Source organism: Halococcus sp. AFM35, assembly GCF_051195015.1.
Lineage (GTDB): Archaea > Halobacteriota > Halobacteria > Halobacteriales > Halococcaceae > Halococcus.
On sequence record NZ_JBNTJU010000004.1, the window covers coordinates 1 to 14,978 of the forward strand.

18 protein-coding genes and 1 tRNA gene are annotated in these 14,978 nt (G+C 65.3%); 9 read left to right on the forward strand and 10 right to left on the reverse strand.

The window, feature by feature from the left end:
* The coding region (locus ACQUQO_RS04180) for an ISH3 family transposase (RefSeq protein WP_435076701.1) at window positions 1–858 on the forward strand (858 nt) is incomplete at its 5' end.
* 159 nt (window positions 859–1,017) lie between these two features.
* On the opposite strand, the gene ACQUQO_RS04185 is transcribed toward ACQUQO_RS04180, so the two are convergent.
* The 4 genes from ACQUQO_RS04185 to ACQUQO_RS04200 are packed head-to-tail and all read right to left on the reverse strand — an operon-like array spanning window position 1,018 to window position 3,943.
* Window positions 1,018–1,488: a hypothetical protein gene (locus tag ACQUQO_RS04185; RefSeq protein ID WP_435076702.1), complete on the reverse strand. Its 471-nt coding sequence runs from the start codon at window positions 1,486–1,488 to the stop codon at window positions 1,018–1,020.
* 51 nt (window positions 1,489–1,539) lie between these two features.
* The gene (locus tag ACQUQO_RS04190; RefSeq protein WP_435076703.1) at window positions 1,540–1,860 is read right to left on the reverse strand and encodes a transcription factor S; all 321 of its coding nucleotides are present in this window, start codon (window positions 1,858–1,860) and stop codon (window positions 1,540–1,542) included.
* A gap of 36 nt (window positions 1,861–1,896) precedes the next feature.
* A complete protein-coding gene (locus ACQUQO_RS04195; RefSeq protein ID WP_435076704.1) occupies window positions 1,897–2,874 on the reverse strand; it encodes a beta-ribofuranosylaminobenzene 5'-phosphate synthase family protein in 978 nt (325 codons plus the stop codon).
* Window positions 2,875–2,908: 34 nt separating this feature from the next.
* Window positions 2,909–3,943 (reverse strand): glycosyltransferase, encoded by a 1,035-nt coding sequence (locus ACQUQO_RS04200; protein ID WP_435076705.1) that lies wholly within the window; start codon window positions 3,941–3,943, stop codon window positions 2,909–2,911.
* 94 nt (window positions 3,944–4,037) lie between these two features.
* On the opposite strand from ACQUQO_RS04200, the gene ilvD reads away from it, so the two are divergent.
* The 3 genes from ilvD to ACQUQO_RS04215 all read left to right on the forward strand — a co-directional run bounded on the left by ilvD (window position 4,038) and on the right by ACQUQO_RS04215 (window position 6,529).
* On the forward strand, window positions 4,038–5,771 hold the full coding sequence (ilvD, locus tag ACQUQO_RS04205) for a dihydroxy-acid dehydratase (protein WP_435076706.1): 1,734 nt from the start codon (window positions 4,038–4,040) through the stop codon (window positions 5,769–5,771).
* 147 nt (window positions 5,772–5,918) lie between these two features.
* Complete coding sequence (locus ACQUQO_RS04210) at window positions 5,919–6,194, forward strand: DUF433 domain-containing protein (RefSeq protein ID WP_435076707.1); 276 nt, start codon at window positions 5,919–5,921, stop codon at window positions 6,192–6,194.
* Complete coding sequence (locus ACQUQO_RS04215; protein ID WP_435076708.1) at window positions 6,191–6,529, forward strand: DUF5615 family PIN-like protein; 339 nt, start codon at window positions 6,191–6,193, stop codon at window positions 6,527–6,529. Before ACQUQO_RS04210 ends, ACQUQO_RS04215 begins: the two co-directional genes overlap by 4 nt.
* Window positions 6,530–6,824: 295 nt before the next feature.
* Here the strand turns inward: ACQUQO_RS04215 and ACQUQO_RS04220 are convergent.
* Window positions 6,825–6,897, reverse strand: a tRNA-Pro gene (locus tag ACQUQO_RS04220).
* A gap of 113 nt (window positions 6,898–7,010) precedes the next feature.
* On the opposite strand from ACQUQO_RS04220, the gene ACQUQO_RS04225 reads away from it, so the two are divergent.
* Window positions 7,011–7,928 carry a mechanosensitive ion channel family protein gene (locus ACQUQO_RS04225; RefSeq protein ID WP_435076709.1) on the forward strand — a complete coding sequence of 306 codons (918 nt, stop codon included), beginning with the start codon at window positions 7,011–7,013 and terminating at the stop codon, window positions 7,926–7,928.
* Here ACQUQO_RS04225 and ACQUQO_RS04230 read toward each other — a convergent pair.
* From ACQUQO_RS04230 to ACQUQO_RS04245, 4 genes are all read right to left on the reverse strand, one after another.
* Window positions 7,925–8,797 carry an RNA-guided pseudouridylation complex pseudouridine synthase subunit Cbf5 gene (locus ACQUQO_RS04230; RefSeq protein ID WP_435076710.1) on the reverse strand — a complete coding sequence of 291 codons (873 nt, stop codon included), beginning with the start codon at window positions 8,795–8,797 and terminating at the stop codon, window positions 7,925–7,927. The genes ACQUQO_RS04225 and ACQUQO_RS04230 overlap by 4 nt on opposite strands.
* The gene (gene cmk, locus ACQUQO_RS04235; protein ID WP_435076711.1) at window positions 8,797–9,372 is read right to left on the reverse strand and encodes a (d)CMP kinase; all 576 of its coding nucleotides are present in this window, start codon (window positions 9,370–9,372) and stop codon (window positions 8,797–8,799) included. Before cmk ends, ACQUQO_RS04230 begins: the two co-directional genes overlap by 1 nt.
* 151 nt (window positions 9,373–9,523) lie before the next feature.
* Window positions 9,524–10,453: a DUF106 domain-containing protein gene (locus ACQUQO_RS04240; RefSeq protein WP_435076712.1), complete on the reverse strand. Its 930-nt coding sequence runs from the start codon at window positions 10,451–10,453 to the stop codon at window positions 9,524–9,526.
* A gap of 74 nt (window positions 10,454–10,527) precedes the next feature.
* Window positions 10,528–11,166, reverse strand: a complete 639-nt coding sequence (locus tag ACQUQO_RS04245; RefSeq protein ID WP_435076713.1) for an adenylate kinase — start codon at window positions 11,164–11,166, stop codon at window positions 10,528–10,530.
* Between the two features lie 107 nt (window positions 11,167–11,273).
* Here ACQUQO_RS04245 and ACQUQO_RS04250 point away from each other — a divergent pair, with 107 nt between their 5' ends.
* On the forward strand, window positions 11,274–11,657 hold the full coding sequence (locus ACQUQO_RS04250; protein WP_435076714.1) for a hypothetical protein: 384 nt from the start codon (window positions 11,274–11,276) through the stop codon (window positions 11,655–11,657).
* Here ACQUQO_RS04250 and ACQUQO_RS04255 read toward each other — a convergent pair.
* Window positions 11,654–12,241 (reverse strand): DUF6149 family protein, encoded by a 588-nt coding sequence (locus ACQUQO_RS04255; RefSeq protein WP_435076715.1) that lies wholly within the window; start codon window positions 12,239–12,241, stop codon window positions 11,654–11,656. The genes ACQUQO_RS04250 and ACQUQO_RS04255 overlap by 4 nt on opposite strands.
* An 87-nt stretch (window positions 12,242–12,328) precedes the next feature.
* Here ACQUQO_RS04255 and ACQUQO_RS04260 point away from each other — a divergent pair, with 87 nt between their 5' ends.
* From ACQUQO_RS04260 to ACQUQO_RS04270, 3 genes are read left to right on the forward strand one after another with little or no spacing between them, the layout of a single operon-like run.
* On the forward strand, window positions 12,329–13,570 hold the full coding sequence (locus ACQUQO_RS04260) for an NAD(P)/FAD-dependent oxidoreductase (RefSeq protein WP_435076716.1): 1,242 nt from the start codon (window positions 12,329–12,331) through the stop codon (window positions 13,568–13,570).
* 42 nt (window positions 13,571–13,612) lie between these two features.
* Entirely contained in the window at window positions 13,613–14,026 is a 414-nt protein-coding gene (locus ACQUQO_RS04265; protein WP_435076717.1) for a DUF7124 domain-containing protein, read from the forward strand.
* Window positions 14,027–14,072: 46 nt separating this feature from the next.
* Window positions 14,073–14,939, forward strand: coding sequence for a hypothetical protein (locus ACQUQO_RS04270; protein ID WP_435076718.1), 867 nt, complete (start codon window positions 14,073–14,075; stop codon window positions 14,937–14,939).
* Window positions 14,940–14,978 lie beyond the last annotated feature (39 nt).

The following is a 14,978-nucleotide window of genomic DNA, read 5'->3' on the forward strand; positions in this document are numbered from 1 at the left end:
CCGGTGGAGGTCGTCGCCGACCTCCACCTCCGTCCGTACTACGGCGAGGAGTACGACTCCACGGAGGAACTCTACGAATCGCTCGCCAAAGCCGGGACAACGACGTTCCACGGGTACGCCACGCTCTACGCCCGCGTACGCAACAAACGCTATACGCTGGCGGTGCGCCGTCTGACCGACGGCGACACCGCCAGCTCGATTCTCGCGGAACTGCTCGGCGTGCTCGAAGGCCTTGACATCGAAGTCAAGGCCGTCTACCTCGACCGCGAGTTCTACGATACGTACTGTTTGACGCTGCTCGCCGCCCACAATTACGCGTACGTCATGCCGGTCGTGAAGTGGGGCGAAGCGATCCAAGCAGAACTGAGTCAGGGTTGGAGTCGCGTGATCGACCACGACCTCCAAGGCGAAATCGACGGTCACACGTGGACCGTCGATTTCCCGGTCTATATCGACTGTACGTACCAGCAAGGAAAGTACGGTGAAGAGGGTGTGGCGCGTCACGGCTACGCCGTCGACGCGCCGTTCATCGAAACGCCACGTCAGGCTCGAAAGCACTACAGCCACCGATTCGGTATCGAATCATCCTACCGTTTGTCCGAACGAAGCATTGCAAATACGACGACACAGAATCCAGCGGTGCGGTTTCTGTACGTGTTGATCAGCTTCTTGCTCCAGAATGCGTGGCGGTACCTCCACTGGGAGTACGTGGCGTCGCCGCGCCGAGGCGCGCGACGCCTCTGGCGGTGGCGATTCGACGAGTTCCTCGGAATGGTACGACGAGCAGCGGAGACGGCGCTCGCCGTGCGTCGCGCCGTCCCCGCAAACAAGCCGCCGGACGACCGCTTCGAGCGGTAATCCATCGACCGGGACCGCCCGCTCAGTGAGTGGCAACGCCGTCGCGTCGGCGGCGTTCCGCCGCCGACTGCGACAGGTTCGGTGTTCTCAGTCCCGACCTACCGCCTCCAGCAACTGCTCGACATCAGCATCTCCCTCGAATTCACGTCTCAAGAGCAGTCAACCGAGAGCATTGTGAGGTACTGAATCTAGGTTGTCGATGACGCGCCGGTCGCTCACGTCGAGACCCTCGCAGTGCTCTTCGGCCGAATCGCGCACCGTGACGTGAATTTCCCCGCCGTCGAGATGGACTTCGAGCGGGAAGATCGAACAGCGCGCGGGCTTCCAGTTCTCCTCGGCGTGGAGTTCGCACAGGCCATCCTCGGAGAGAAAATAGCACGCAGCGCCGTCGTCGGTGTGGGCATCTCTATCTTTGTCCTCACGCCGGACGAAGCTCTCGCCACGGAACGTCGTGGTCGCGTCGTTGAGGTTCGCGTGGGCGGCGAGTTCGAGCAGGTCGTGGTCGTAGAGCAGGACGCCGTGTTGGCAGCACCACGTACACGAATCGACGCACTCGAAGGTGAGGTCGGGGTCGAACTCACAGACCGCCTCACAGCCCGGATGGACCTCGACGCGCCGTTCGTGGGTCACGAGTGCTATCGGGCACAGAACGGGCAAAGCCTTTGGGTCGCCCGACGAAAATCAACTGTAGCCGCGCCAGCGATGGCCGCACTCGGTGCACTTGAAGAACCGCGTCGGCGGCTCGTCGGCCGAACCGGTCTGTTTGATGGTGTACCACGCGCGCTCGGTCCCGCACTCCTCGCACTCGACTTCGGCGGTGGGTTTGCCCTCGTCGGCGGCGTCCTCGCTGGTCTCGATGACGTCGTCGTGGGTCTGTGATTCGGTACTCACGAACGACGCCGCCATCTCCTCGTCCTTCGGCACGCGCGCCCCACAGCCCGAACAGACCATCTCCTTCCCATCGGCGTGCATCATCGAGCCGCAGTCGTCGCAGAACTGCATGGCTGGTATAGGTACTCGACGCGCAAAAGCGTCCGCTTACTCCAGCGTCTCGATGCGCGCGCCCTCGTTGTCCGGCGCACAGACCATCACGTCGCCATCGACACCCACGGCGGACAGCGCCTCGCGGGCCGCCGTCCGTGCCGTGTCGGCGCGCTCGTCGTCGGTGAGGCCGTAGACCGCTGGCCCCCATGAGGACTGGCCTGCGCCCGCGACCGCCGGCGAGCGTTCGAGCACGTCGATGAGTTCGCCGAGCGGCGGGCGATAAACTCCGCCCTGTTCGTCGGCATACCACGCGCCATTGAGACGGCTCACGGCGGCGATGGCATCCCCAAATTCGTGCCAGTCGTCCTCGGCGACTGCGGGGAGCAGCCGCTGGGCGACGATTCGAGCGATGTCGTCGGCGACCGCCGGGTCGGCGTGCTCGACCACCCGCTCGATGCTTCGGTCCTCGTGGTCATCGCTCCGGCCCGGCCCGATGTTCGGGATGGCGACCACGAATTGCCACGAATCGGCGAGCGCGTGACGGGCGACCGGCTTCGGGACCTCCCACTCGCCCGCGGCCGGCGGCTGTGTCGTGAATCGCTCGGCCGGATGGCCGGCGTCGACGACGAATCCCCCACTCTCGAAGGTTGCGCAGCCGACGCCCGAGCGCCCGCCGCGACCGAGCTGTGGCGCGCGCTCCATGACTCGCGGTTCGCGGTCGTGGGCGCGCGCGACCGCCGCGAGGGTTGCAAGCGCGAGGCGCGTCCCGCTGCCGAGTCCCACGTGTGCGGGCAGTCGTTCGTGAACCGTGAGGTCGATGCCCGGAAGGTCGAGCAGGTCGAGCGCGTGCGCCGCGTACTCGCTCGCATTCGGGTCATCACAGCGGAGTTCGTCGGCCGGTGAGGCCTCGATGCGGACCCGAGGCTCGTGGAGGGAAACCCCGAGACCGCCATAGAGCCGTTCGCGCGCGAGCGAGAGGTTTTGAAATCCGAAATGGATGCGCCCGCAAGCGGTGACCTGAGCCCGCGCCATACCGTTCGCAACGGCCGCACGCGAAAGTCGTTTTCTACTCGATGCCCGCAAGCACGGTCGCCGCCGCCCGGCCCGCGCCGTTCTCATAGACCGGACATTCGAGCGGCTGGCCGACCGCGCGCACCACATGGGAGGGCGAGTGTTCGACCTGAAAGCCCGCCAATCCTGTGCGCTCGATGACCCGCGAGACGCCGTGTTGTTCGTCAGTGAACGGATAGACGATGCAGGGCGTTCCCGCGACGGCTGCCTCCATGATGGTCGAATAGCCAGAGCAAACCACGCGCTCGGCGGCGCGGAGATGCGGCAGCAGCGCCGGCACACAGTCCCAGTCCTCGCCGCCGACGAGCGTCGCGTCGTGGCCCGCCGCCCGCAGCCGCTCGGCGAGGACGTCGAACCCCGTCGAGTACGCGCTCGGCACCACCAACACGTCGGTCTCCTCCGGCGCGGGCGGCGTTTCGTCGAGAACGTCGGTTTCGGAGACGCTCGCGCCGTCGGCCAGCACGCGTGCCTGCTCGTCGGCCGCTTCCGTCGGCGGCACGTCGAGAGCAATCGGCGGAATCGCGGTCACGCCGGCGGGGTCGCCGGGGTCGGGCGGCCAGATAGATGGATAGAGAAACGTCTCGGCCGAATGCAGTTGGTGGCGGTTGAGCAGCCACGTGAACCCCTGTTCGATGACCGCATCGTAGTAGGAGGCGGCGTTGTGCGTACAGACGAAGAGGGGTATATCGACGAACTCGGCGGCCATCGCGGCGAACATGTCGTCAGTCACGAGCGCATCCGGGTGTTTGCGGCGGAGCCAGCGCACGTAATCGTACACCCGGCGCGCGCTGTTTGGAAGACTGTGGGCGAGCACGCGCAGCAGCGAACCGCCCTGATAGTCGCCGATGAAGTCGACGGGTGAGGGTTCGAACTGGTCGTACCCGTTGCGTTCGATGAATCGTGCACCCGGACCGCCACCGGCGAGCGTGACCGTGGCCCCGCGGGCTTCGAGTGCTCTCGCCACCGCCAGCATGCGGGTCGCGTGACCCGCCCCCTCGGGGTAGTGGGCGACGGCCACAGTCGGAGTCATCGTCCCCTTCTGTCAGCGCACTCCTCAAAACTGGTTCGACTCGACGATTGGCGTCATCGGGGGTACTTATGTCCGTGGCAACCGAGTTCGATTCATGAGCCAGCAGCGCCAACGGCCCGACGATACCGAAAACGCCGAGGAGTTGCGCAGCCGCGAAGTCACCGACGGCCCGGAGCGTGCCCCACACCGCGCGATGTTCCGCGCGATGGGCTTCGACGACACCGACCTCGACTCACCGATGGTCGGCGTGGCGAACCCCGCCGCCGACATCACGCCCTGTAACGTCCACCTCGACGACGTGGCCGAGGCCGCCACCGACGGCATCGAGGATGCCGGAGGGATGCCAATCGAGTTCGGCACCATCACCATCAGCGACGCCATCTCGATGGGCACCGAAGGGATGAAGGCCTCCTTGATTAGTCGGGAGGTCATCGCCGATTCGGTCGAGTTGGTCTCCTTCGGCGAGCGCATGGACGCCCTCGTCACCGTCGCGGGCTGTGATAAGAACCTCCCCGGCATGATGATGGCCGCCATCCGCACGGACCTGCCGACCGTGTTCTGCTACGGTGGCTCCATCCTCCCCGGCGAGCACGAGGGCCGAGATGTGACTGTGCAGGACGTCTTCGAGGGTGTCGGGACCTACGCACAGGGCGAGATGAGCCGCGAGGAGTTGGACGACCTCGAACGCAACGCCTGTCCCGGTGCCGGCTCCTGTGGCGGGATGTTCACCGCGAACACGATGGCCGCGATATCGGAGGCCATCGGTCTCGCGCCGCTCGGCAGCGCCAGCCCGCTCGCCGAGAGCGACGAGCGCGAGGCGGTCGCCCGCGAGGCCGGCGAAGTCGTCCTCGACGCAGTGGAGACCGACCGCAAACCCTCGGACATCCTCACGCGCGCGAGTTTCGAGAACGCCATCGCCCTCCAGGTCGCCCTCGGCGGCTCGACCAATGGAGTGCTCCACCTGCTGGCGATGGCCGCCGAGGCCGGCATCGACCTCGACATCGACGCTTTCGACGAGATATCCAAGCGCACGCCGAAGATCGCCAATCTCCAGCCCGGCGGCACGCGCGTGATGGAGGACCTCCACGACGTGGGCGGCGTGCCGGTCGTCATCCGGCGGCTCGTCGAGGGTGGCTATATCGATGGGGATGCGATGACCGTCACCGGACGCACGATAGCCGAGGAACTGGACGAACTCGACCTGCCGGCCGACGAGGACATCGACGTGGACTTCCTGCGACCCGTCACGGACCCCTTCCACGAGGAAGGGGCGATTCGGATTTTGAAGGGGAACCTCGCGCCCGAGGGTGCGGTCTTGAAGGTCACCGGCGAGGACGACCTCCGTCAGGAGGGCACAGTCAGAGTCTTCGAGGGCGAGGAGAGCGCGATGGAGTACGTCCAAGAGGGCCACGTCGAGACGGGCGACGTGCTCTGCATCCGCAACGAGGGACCGCGCGGCGGGCCCGGGATGCGCGAGATGCTCGGTGTCACCTCGGCGGTCGCCGGGCAGGGCCACGCCGACGACGTGGCGCTGTTGACCGACGGCCGATTCTCGGGGGCAACTCGTGGCTTCTCTATCGGTCACATCGCGCCCGAGGCCGCCGCCGACGGCCCGATTGCCGCGCTCGAAGACGGCGATACCGTGTCTATCGACGTTTCGGAGCGCCGCCTCGACATCGATTTGAGCGACGAGGAGATCGAATCGCGGCTGGCCGAGCGCGACCGCCCCGAGCCGGATTACACCGCTGGCGTGCTGGCGAAGTACGGCGAAGCCTTCGGCTCGGCGGCCAACGGTGCGGTGACGAACCCCGGTGTGAAACGGGAGTGAGGCGGTGCGCCGCAGTTGCGGCGGTCGCCATGGCGGCTGCGGTGCTGTGGTGGCGGTGCGGTCGCGGAAAGTCAGCCGCCTAAAGTGAACACCCTGTCGAGACCATCCCCCACAAGAGTCATTGACGCACCGTTCCAAGCGGATTCGATGGCCACCATCGTCTCGACGAAGGGAACGTTGGGAGGCGAGCCACGCCTCGATGGACGACGCATTAGCGTCATACAGATATTTGATATGTACCACGACGGTAAATCGGCGGCGTATGTCGCCGACCAACTCGACATCACGCTCGCCGAGGTCCACGCCGCCCTCACGTACTACTACGAACGGCCGGACGAGATGCGCGAGGTTCGGGAGCGCCACCACGAACTCGAAGCGAGTCTCGAATCGGAGTCGGTGTCGCCGCCGACCGCCGAGCGGTGACGGTTCAGCTGTTCGCCGACGAGCACGTCCCGAGTGCCGTCACGGCGACGCTCCGGTCGAACGGATACACCGTCGTCACCGCACAAGAACGCTATGGACAGGATTCGGTCGATACGGAGCTACTCCGCGACTGCGGGCGCGACGGTCTCGCCGCTCTGACGAACGACTGCGATTTCGTCGAACTCCACGACCGAATCGACCACGCCGGAATCGTCGTCTACACGACGCCGAACCCATCGCCGAGCGCGGTCGCCGTCGCCATCGACCGAATCGAGCGCTCGTTCACCGACGACGAGCTACGGGACCAATTGGTGTGGCTCGAAAGCTGGCTGTGAGCGCCGGCGCGGCGCTGTGGCGGTGCGGACCTCGGCGGATGAAGGGCGAGCGACCGTCGGGAGCGAGGGCTTCGGCGGTGCAGTGCGGGTTGCGGTGGCGGTGCGGTGAATGAGTGATTCGACCGCGAGGGAACGCGCGGCGCTTCGCGCCGCGAGTTGCGCGAACGGCGTAGCCGTGAGCGCGGAGTGAGCGAGCGGGCGCGAGGACGACCGAAGGGAGTTCGACGCGCTTTTTGGTGGAGATTTTTGCCCGAGCGAGCGCGCAAAGCGCGCGAGCGAGGTGCAAAAAGGTCCATGGGACCGTCGTGATTCGAACACGAGTCCGACGCACCCCATGCGCCGAGGATACCAAGCTACCCCACGGTCCCGCACATCGAGGGATGCCGGCTCGTGGATTAAGCCCTTCGCTTCCGCGTGAGCCAGTTGCTCGCGTCGCTGTCAGACGATGGTTTGATGGTGAGTTCGTGTGTGAACCCGGACGATGCGTTCGATACCGCTCCAACAAGGTATTCCGACGAGTCCACAGGAGTTCGTGAGTCAGTACGGTGAGGCGGTCGTGAGCGCCGCCACCACGGCCATACTGTTCCTCGTTGCGTTCGTGCTCATCTATCTCGTCGCGCGGGCGGTGCTCGTGCGACTCACCGCCGGCGCGCTCGACGCCCGCGGGTTCGAGGAGACGGTCATCGGTCTCGGCAAGCGGGTCGCGGGGGCGATTGCGCTGTTCGCCGCGCTCGCGCTCGCGGCGACGGTTGCGGGCTTTGGCACCGTGTTGGCGGCGTTCGCCACCCTTCTGGGGGCGCTCTCGCTCGCAATTGGCTTCGCCGCACAGGACCTCATCGGAAACTTCGTCGCTGGCGTGTTCATCCTTCGGGACAAGCCGTTCGCGGTCGGTGACTGGATAGCGTGGCCCTCTGGCAGCCGTGACAAATCCGGCGTCGTCCAGGACATCCGGCTGCGCGTGACGAAGCTCAAGACCTTCGACAACGAACTCATCACCGTACCGAACTCCGAACTTTCCGACAACGCCGTCACGAACCCCGTCGCCGACGACCAGCTTCGGATTCCCTTCACCTTCGGCATCGGCTACGAGGACGATATCGAGCAGGCAAAGGACGTCATCGTCGAGGAAGCCGCGACCATCGACGGGCTAAAGGGCGACCCCGAACCCGACGTGATTCTCACCGAACTCGCCGATTCCTATGTGGGTCTCACGGCGCGCGCGTATATCGACGACCCCAGCCGGGGAAAGTACGTCCACACACTCTCGGCGTGGGTGCAGGCCGTCAAGGAGCGCTTCGACAGGGAGGGAATCGACATGCCCTACCCCTATACCGAACTCACCGGCGGCATCGACATCGACAACCTCGCCGAAGCCGAGCAGGCCCGCGCCGACGACTAGACCACCACCCGTTCGAGGTCCACGACGGTTCCCGATTCCATTTCGGTCTCACCTACCAGTCGTCCGAGACAGATGGCGGCCCCATCGGGCGTATAGCATGCCACCAGCGGTTCGTCGGGGTCTTCCGGGAGGTCCTCGACCGAGAGCACGCCGGGCGCATAGACCGGCGCACCCTCGGCCACCTCGCGGGCGGCGCTGTTGGCGATCTCGACTCTGGGAAGGTGGGTGAGGGCGCGTTCGGCCGGCTGGACGGTATCGAGAAGCATCCCCGGATCGCCGCCGTCGGCGAACGCGAGCGCGTCCGTGAGGTCGTGCATGCTCACGAGGGTCGTATCGTCGAACGGCGTCGTCCCGACTCTCCGGAGGTCACCCATGTGCGCGCCGATGCCGAGCGCCCGCCCGAGGTCGTGGCAGAGCTTCCGGACGTAGGTGCCGCTCTCACAGCGAATCCGCAGGAGTACGCGCCGGCCTTCGACTTCGAGCGCCGTCAGCTCCGACACCCGCCGGACCCGCAACCGGCGGGCGACGGCGCTCTTTTTCGGTGGCTTCTGATAGATATCGCCCTCGAACTCGTCGAGCACGCTGTCGAGGTTCTCGGGTGCCCGTCCGTGGAGTTCGAGCACGGCGACGTACTCCTTTATGCCTTCGAGGAAGACCTGTGCGAGCCGGGTCGCATCGCCGAGCAGAATCGGCAGACAGCCCGTGACCTTCGGGTCGAGCGTGCCCGCGTGGGCCGCCCGTTCCGTTCCCACGAGGTCGCGCACCCATGCCGTCACCTGATGAGCCGACGGTCCCGGCGGCTTGTCGAGGTTGACGACGCCGAAGGAGAGCCGTTCGTCGATGGATCGTGCGCCCGGCGCGCCGCGCATCAGCGCTCGACGTCGACGTCGACGCTCACTTGCCCTTCGTCGGCCGCCGGGTCGTAGGCCGTACACGCCTCACAGAGTACGTCCACGATGGCGTCGGGTCCCCAGCGGGCGGTGCTCAACGAGAGGTCGTAGATCGAGCGGTCGGCGATGTCGATGCCGTAATACTCCCGATACCGTCGCGCTTCGCTCGCGGCGCGTGCTTCGGTCTCCTCGCGGGCGACATCGACCGATTTGTCCTCGCGGTCGGCGATGCGCTCGGCGCGCACCGACAGCGGGGCATCGAGCCATATCTTGAGGTCGGCGTACTCGCCGGCCATCCATCCCGCCAATCGTGATTCGAGCACTACGTCCTCGCGCTCGTTTGCAATCGTCCGCTGGCGGCGGTCGAGGTCCCGGTCGATGGCGTCGTCTTCCTCGGCCAGCTGGTTGAGTTCGAGCGCCGTCAGCCCACGCTCGTCGGCGACGGTGCGAAAGATGTCGCCGCCACTGATGTGTTCGAAGGAGAGTCGGTCGGCGAGCGCCGCCGCCGTCGTACTCTTGCCGACGCCGGCCGGCCCGGACACGGTGACAAACATGACGTGTTTCGGTCCGGCGCGGTACAAAGGGGTTGTGACTCCGCTCAAAGGGACTGTCGTGATTCAGTCCTATAATGACGAAATAGAGCAGTTCGCAAAACAGGGCCATTGCCGGTTAGCGACTGCGCCGAAATCGTTTGCGACAATCCTTTCAACCAGTTGGACTTATCGAGAGGTTGAGCGACTTCTGGATTATCTGGCGGAACGCAATCGAGATGAGGAAGTACCAGAGCAGCCAGACCCAGACGAACCCGCCGATCTGGTCGGTCCACTGCATCTGCCCCAACAGCGGCAGGACGATGGACGACTCGGCCGCGGGGATGTGGCCCGCCCCGCCGCGGATGCCGATCTTCCAGTACATCCAGACGAACACCGGGATGGTGAGCAGCATGATCCAGACCATCGGGCGGAACTGCTCTTTGAACATGCCCAACTGGTCGCCCATCGCGTCCATCTGCTCGTCCTGAATCCGGTCGAGGGCGGCGTCGTCACCGCGCTCTTTGGCCTCCTTGCGGCGCTCCTGGATGTCGTTCATCTGCTCCTGTATCGCGCCCATCTTCTCGGTGTTCATCAGGTTCGACTGCAGGAGTGTGGAGTACAGCCCCGTCAGCACCGAGAGGACGATGACAACCGCATAGAAGGGCAACACGGCGTCGAACGGGCCGATGAAGACATCGGCCGCGCTGCCGACGATGTTGCGGATTTCGGGGAACCAGTACGCCGGGAAAAAGGCAATCGCCCCGAGTCCGGCGAGTTTGTCGTAGGTCGACCAACTCGAATCCTCCTCGTCGGCCGTGGTCTCGACGGAGTCATCGCCGAGCGCCTCGCGGATTTCGTCGGGGTCGGACACGGCAAACCCGTCGCCGTCGGCGTCGTAGAGGATGCCGGTCTCGATGAGCCGGCCCCACTGTCCGCTCGTGAGGTCGTCGCTGACGTCGCTCCACCGGATGGTGTGCGTGCCGCCGTCGGGGGTCGGTTCGTTCTCGGCGTGGCCGGCCCGGTCGAGCACCACGGTGAGCGCCTCGGCGAAGGCGGGGTCCTCGGCGACCAGCGAGCGCGCTTTCTCGCCTGTTCGTCCCATTTCCCTCCGGTAGGGGGCGCGTGCTAATCAACCTTTTACTTCGCTGGCCGGTTCGATATCGGTCTCGCCGAATCTCAGACCGCCGCGTCGATGGTCTCGCGTAGCTCCGTCCAGACCTCCTCGGGCGTACCCTCGCCGTCGATTGTTTCGAGCACGCCCGCATCCCGATAGTATTCGACCACCGGCTCGGTGCTCTCGTGATAGACACGAATCCGCTCCTTCACCGTCTCCTCGGTGTCGTCGTCGCGCTGTATCAACTCGCCGCCGCACTCGTCGCAGACACCCTCCTCCTCGGGTGGATTGAACTCGACGTGGTAGTTCGCACCGCAGTCATCACAGACCCGTCTTCCGGTCAGGCGCTCGACGAGTTCGGATTCGCTCACCGACAGCAGACAGACCACATCGAGCGTGGTGATGTCGGCGAGATAGTCGGCTTGGTCGGTGTTTCTGGGATAGCCATCGAGCACGTAGCCCTCGCTTCCCGAAAGCGCCTCGGCGACGATCTCGTTCACCACGGGGTCGGGCACGAGTTCGCCCGCCTCCATGAACTCGCGGGGCGTGCCGTATTCGGTCTCCATGTCCTTGTTCGCCCGGAGCGCGTCGCCCGTCGTCACGTGGGGGACGTCGTATTCGTCGGCGACGTTCGCGCTCTGGGTTCCCTTGCCCGCGCCCGGCGGTCCGAGCAGCAGGACGTTTGGTTGGTTCTCGCTCATACCGGCCCATCGAAGCGCGGCCTAAAAGGGTTGTAGATATCGTCGTCGTTTGCCTCACGACCGGTGCGCAGCGTCCCGCTTTTCACCACGAGCGTCGAACCCGGCTCATGACCCGCTTCGATGCCGCCACGGAGGAGACACGCCGGGGGCTGTTCGCCGACGCCATCCGCGCCCACGAGGAGCGCCGAAGCCCGTTTCTCACCATCGAGGCGGCTGTACCCAACGAGGACCAGCAGCCGTGGGTGCAGTTCGCCGACGGTCTCGTCAACCTCGACTGTACCGACGCGGAACTCGGTCGGGTGAAGACGCTACTCGACGACTATCCCGAATTTCGTATCGACGACCTCGAACGCCCCGAGGATGCCGAGGGAACGAACGTCCGTATCGCGGCGCGGGCCGACCCCGAGCGCGTCGCCGGATTTCTTGACAGGATATTCGCCGAAGTCTACGAGCACCCCGCCGACTACCGGGCGTGGGTCGCGGCGGTCTAAACGTCGTCGTCGCTGACGCCGGGCGCGTCGGTCACGGCCACGTCGTCGGGTTCGTCGGTGCCGCCGACGAGGAGTTCGCCGTCCGGTCCCTCGACGTAGACGTCGTCGGCGAAGCCGCCCTTGGCGTAGCGGTGGGCGGTGTCGTCAAGTCTCTCGGGCGTCGAGGGTGCCTCGGGAATTCCGCCGGCGGGTGTGAACGTGCCGAGCGGGTCGTCGATGGTGACCTCAAAGGTCTCGAAGAAGTCTTGGTAGCGCTCGTAGTGGGTGTCGAGTTCTGTGGGCGGGATTTCCATCATCTCGGTCCACCCGTGATTGTAGAAATCGAAGTTCGCCTGCACGTGGGTGATCTCGCGCGCGGCGGCCTCGGTGTAGCCCGCTTCGAGGGCCGCCACGTAACTGTCCATCGAGGCGTCGAAGAAGCCATCGAGATGGTCTTCGCGTTCGTCGGCGCGGTCGGGGTCGGCCTTGCCGGTGAACACACTCGTATGAAGGTCGACGAGTTTCCCGGCCGCGAGATCGCCGACGACCGGCATCGTGAGCGCCTGTTTGGCCGCGAAATGGCGGACCGACTGCTTGAGTTTCATATGGATGATTGGGACGCGAGCCACATCAACGCACCGCCCGGTCGGCGAGATGGCAATTCACATTACCCCGGGCGTCGAAGGCTCGGTATGACCGCTTCGTACGTAATCATCGGCGACGGTATCGCCGGCAGTTCCGCGGCCGAGACCATCCGCGAGGACGCGCCCGACGCCGATGTGACGGTGATAACCGACGAGGGCGAAGCACTCTACAATCGCATCCTCATCAAGGAGTTCGCCAAGGGAAAACTCCCCGAAGCGCCGATGTCCATCCACCAGCCCGACTGGTACGACGAGCGCGACATCGACCTCCGGCTGAACACGCTCGTCACGGACATCGACACCGACGCCCACACGCTCGACACCCACGACGGCGACCAGTTCGAATACGACAAACTCCTGCTCGCCACCGGTGGCACACCGGTCCAGCTTCCGGTACCGAACTCCGACGCCGAGGGCGTCCACCATTTCTGGACGTTTCAGGACGCCCGCGGTATCGCCGAGCGCGCCGCGGCGGCCGACACGGGGGTCGTCGTCGGTGCCGGCCTGCTCGGTATCGACTTCGCGGCCATCTGTGGCGCACAGGACGTCGACGCCCACTACCTGATGCGCGGTGAGAACTGGTGGCGGTACGCGCTCTCGGACGACGGCGCGGACATCATCCACGGCGCACTGGAGGACAACAACGTCACGCCCGTCTTCAACAGCGGTGTCGACGAGTTCGAAGTCGACGATTCCGGCCACGTCAGCGCCGCCGTGACGCCCGGCGGCGATAGCTACGACTGTGGGTTCGCCGGCGTCGCCATCGGGCTGGACTTCAACCTCGAAATCCTCCAGAACACCGACATCGAACTCGACGAAGGAGTCGTCGTCGACGAACACATGCAGACTTCCGTCAAGGACGTCTACGCCGCGGGCGACCTCACGCGGTACTACGACACGATTCTCGACGACTACGCACAGAACGGCTCGTGGGGCAGCGCCAAGGAGCAGGGGTCGATTGCCGGCACGAACATGGTCGCCGACGATGAGGCGGCCGAATTCCGTTGGGTTTCCTCCTACTCGATAACACACTTCGACTTCCCGTTCCTTTCGTTCGGCCATCCGACCATCGGCGACGACCACGCCGAGGCGAAGTTTTCTGATACTGAGTGGCGCAGGGTCGCGTTCAAGGACGGGAAAATCGTCGGCGGCGTGCTCATCGGCGACCTCGCTCCCCAGTCGAAATACAAGAAGCTCATCCGCGAGGAGCGCGTCGTCGCCGACCAGAAAGAGGTGTTGATGGAAGAAGAGGTCGACCTCGACGACCTCGCGCCGACCGCCGAGCAGTAGTCGCATCGACACCGTTTTCCTCGCCGCTTTCGGAGTCGGGGTATGGAAGGCGGGAGCGGCGACATGACGCTGGCGTTCGAACTCAGTGCACTCGAAGCGCTTGCCGACCCGACCGACGTGTTCTCGGGTGCGCGCCGCTGGACCGAGTACGTGGGTGTCATCTCCGAAAAACCGACCTACGTCGTGACGAACTTCACCCGGAAAAATCGCATCCGGCAAGACTTCTTTTCGGGTCCCAGAGGGCGGCGCGAGAGCCTCGAAAACGTCAAAAAACAGTTCGACACCGAACGCCACGTCTTCGTCGGTACGGACGACGAGGACAGGGAACTGGCCGAGGACCTCGACTGGGAATATCTCGCCGTCGAGGACGCGGCCGAGGCCGCCGGCTGGACGTTCGGCGACGGGAGCGACGAGGAAGCGGCTGCGGACCCCGACTCGCGCGATGACTGGCCGTAACCCGCCGAAGGGAACCATTTAATATCCGGTCGGGCGGGGTCGAAACATGACGCTCGATATCGACGTCGCGCTCAGACGCGGGTTCTCGCGGACGTTCAAACGCAATGGACTGCTGTTGTTCGTCGCGTTCGCCGTGTTCGGACTCGTGAGTTCGGTGCTCGTCCAGACGGCGAGCCTCCAACTGCTCGAACGGCTCGGCGACCTCTCGACGCAGACACCGCCGCCCGGCGGTCCCGGTGGGGCTGGCGGAGCGGGAACAACTCCAACGGGAATGGACGATTTCGCGGGGACGCAGCCGCTCGCGCTCCCGATTCCGCTGATAATCGCCGCGCCACTGGCCGCGCTCACGCCGTTCGTCGGTGAGGTGCTGCGTATCGTCGCCGTCCGGACGCTCGTGAGCGAGCACACCGACTCGATTCCCGGCGCGTTCGTGCGCGAGAACATTATTTGGGCGACGCTGAACGGCTTCGTCGGCGGCATCGTCGTCGGCTTCATCGTGCTCGTCGGCGGCATCATCGGACTCATTGGGCTATTCATCGGCGGTCCCATCGTCGCGGCGTTTCTCGCCACCTCGTTTTTCTTCGTTCGACAGGAAATCGCCGTCGAGAACAAGAACTTCGTCGACGCGCTGACCGATAGCTGGCGGCTGACGAGCGGCCACCGTATCGGCCTGTTCGCGCTCGCCGTGGCCATCTGGCTCATCAGCCTCATCGTCTCCATCCCCGGAACCGTTATCGGTCTCGTGGCCACGACGGGGTCACTCCCGGTGGCAACACTCGCAATCACGGTCGTGAGTGTCGTGCTGGGCGCTCTCACCACCGTCTTCGGCATCGCCGTCGCCGCCCGTGCCTACGACCAACTGCGCGCCGAACGCGACGGCGACGCCGAAGAGCGCGAGCCGGCAACGATGTAGTCCGTGACGCAACCGGCCACCCACGAAGTTTAACCGCAC

What these genes read in the sequence shown, in the direction of transcription:
- ACQUQO_RS04190 (WP_435076703.1), bottom strand. Translation starts at nt 1,860, where the DNA reads ATGCAGTTCTGCGACGACTGCGGCTCGATGATGCACGCCGATGGGAAG.
- ACQUQO_RS04195 (WP_435076704.1), bottom strand. Translation starts at nt 2,874, where the DNA reads ATGGCGCGGGCTCAGGTCACCGCTTGCGGGCGCATCCATTTCGGATTT.
- ACQUQO_RS04200 (WP_435076705.1), bottom strand. Translation starts at nt 3,943, where the DNA reads ATGACTCCGACTGTGGCCGTCGCCCACTACCCCGAGGGGGCGGGTCAC.
- ilvD (WP_435076706.1), top strand. Translation starts at nt 4,038, where the DNA reads ATGAGCCAGCAGCGCCAACGGCCCGACGATACCGAAAACGCCGAGGAG.
- ACQUQO_RS04210 (WP_435076707.1), top strand. Translation starts at nt 5,919, where the DNA reads ATGGCCACCATCGTCTCGACGAAGGGAACGTTGGGAGGCGAGCCACGC.
- ACQUQO_RS04225 (WP_435076709.1), top strand. Translation starts at nt 7,011, where the DNA reads ATGCGTTCGATACCGCTCCAACAAGGTATTCCGACGAGTCCACAGGAG.
- ACQUQO_RS04230 (WP_435076710.1), bottom strand. Translation starts at nt 8,797, where the DNA reads ATGCGCGGCGCGCCGGGCGCACGATCCATCGACGAACGGCTCTCCTTC.
- cmk (WP_435076711.1), bottom strand. Translation starts at nt 9,372, where the DNA reads ATGTTTGTCACCGTGTCCGGGCCGGCCGGCGTCGGCAAGAGTACGACG.
- ACQUQO_RS04240 (WP_435076712.1), bottom strand. Translation starts at nt 10,453, where the DNA reads ATGGGACGAACAGGCGAGAAAGCGCGCTCGCTGGTCGCCGAGGACCCC.
- ACQUQO_RS04245 (WP_435076713.1), bottom strand. Translation starts at nt 11,166, where the DNA reads ATGAGCGAGAACCAACCAAACGTCCTGCTGCTCGGACCGCCGGGCGCG.
- ACQUQO_RS04250 (WP_435076714.1), top strand. Translation starts at nt 11,274, where the DNA reads ATGACCCGCTTCGATGCCGCCACGGAGGAGACACGCCGGGGGCTGTTC.
- ACQUQO_RS04255 (WP_435076715.1), bottom strand. Translation starts at nt 12,241, where the DNA reads ATGAAACTCAAGCAGTCGGTCCGCCATTTCGCGGCCAAACAGGCGCTC.
- ACQUQO_RS04260 (WP_435076716.1), top strand. Translation starts at nt 12,329, where the DNA reads ATGACCGCTTCGTACGTAATCATCGGCGACGGTATCGCCGGCAGTTCC.
- ACQUQO_RS04265 (WP_435076717.1), top strand. Translation starts at nt 13,613, where the DNA reads ATGGAAGGCGGGAGCGGCGACATGACGCTGGCGTTCGAACTCAGTGCA.
- ACQUQO_RS04270 (WP_435076718.1), top strand. Translation starts at nt 14,073, where the DNA reads ATGACGCTCGATATCGACGTCGCGCTCAGACGCGGGTTCTCGCGGACG.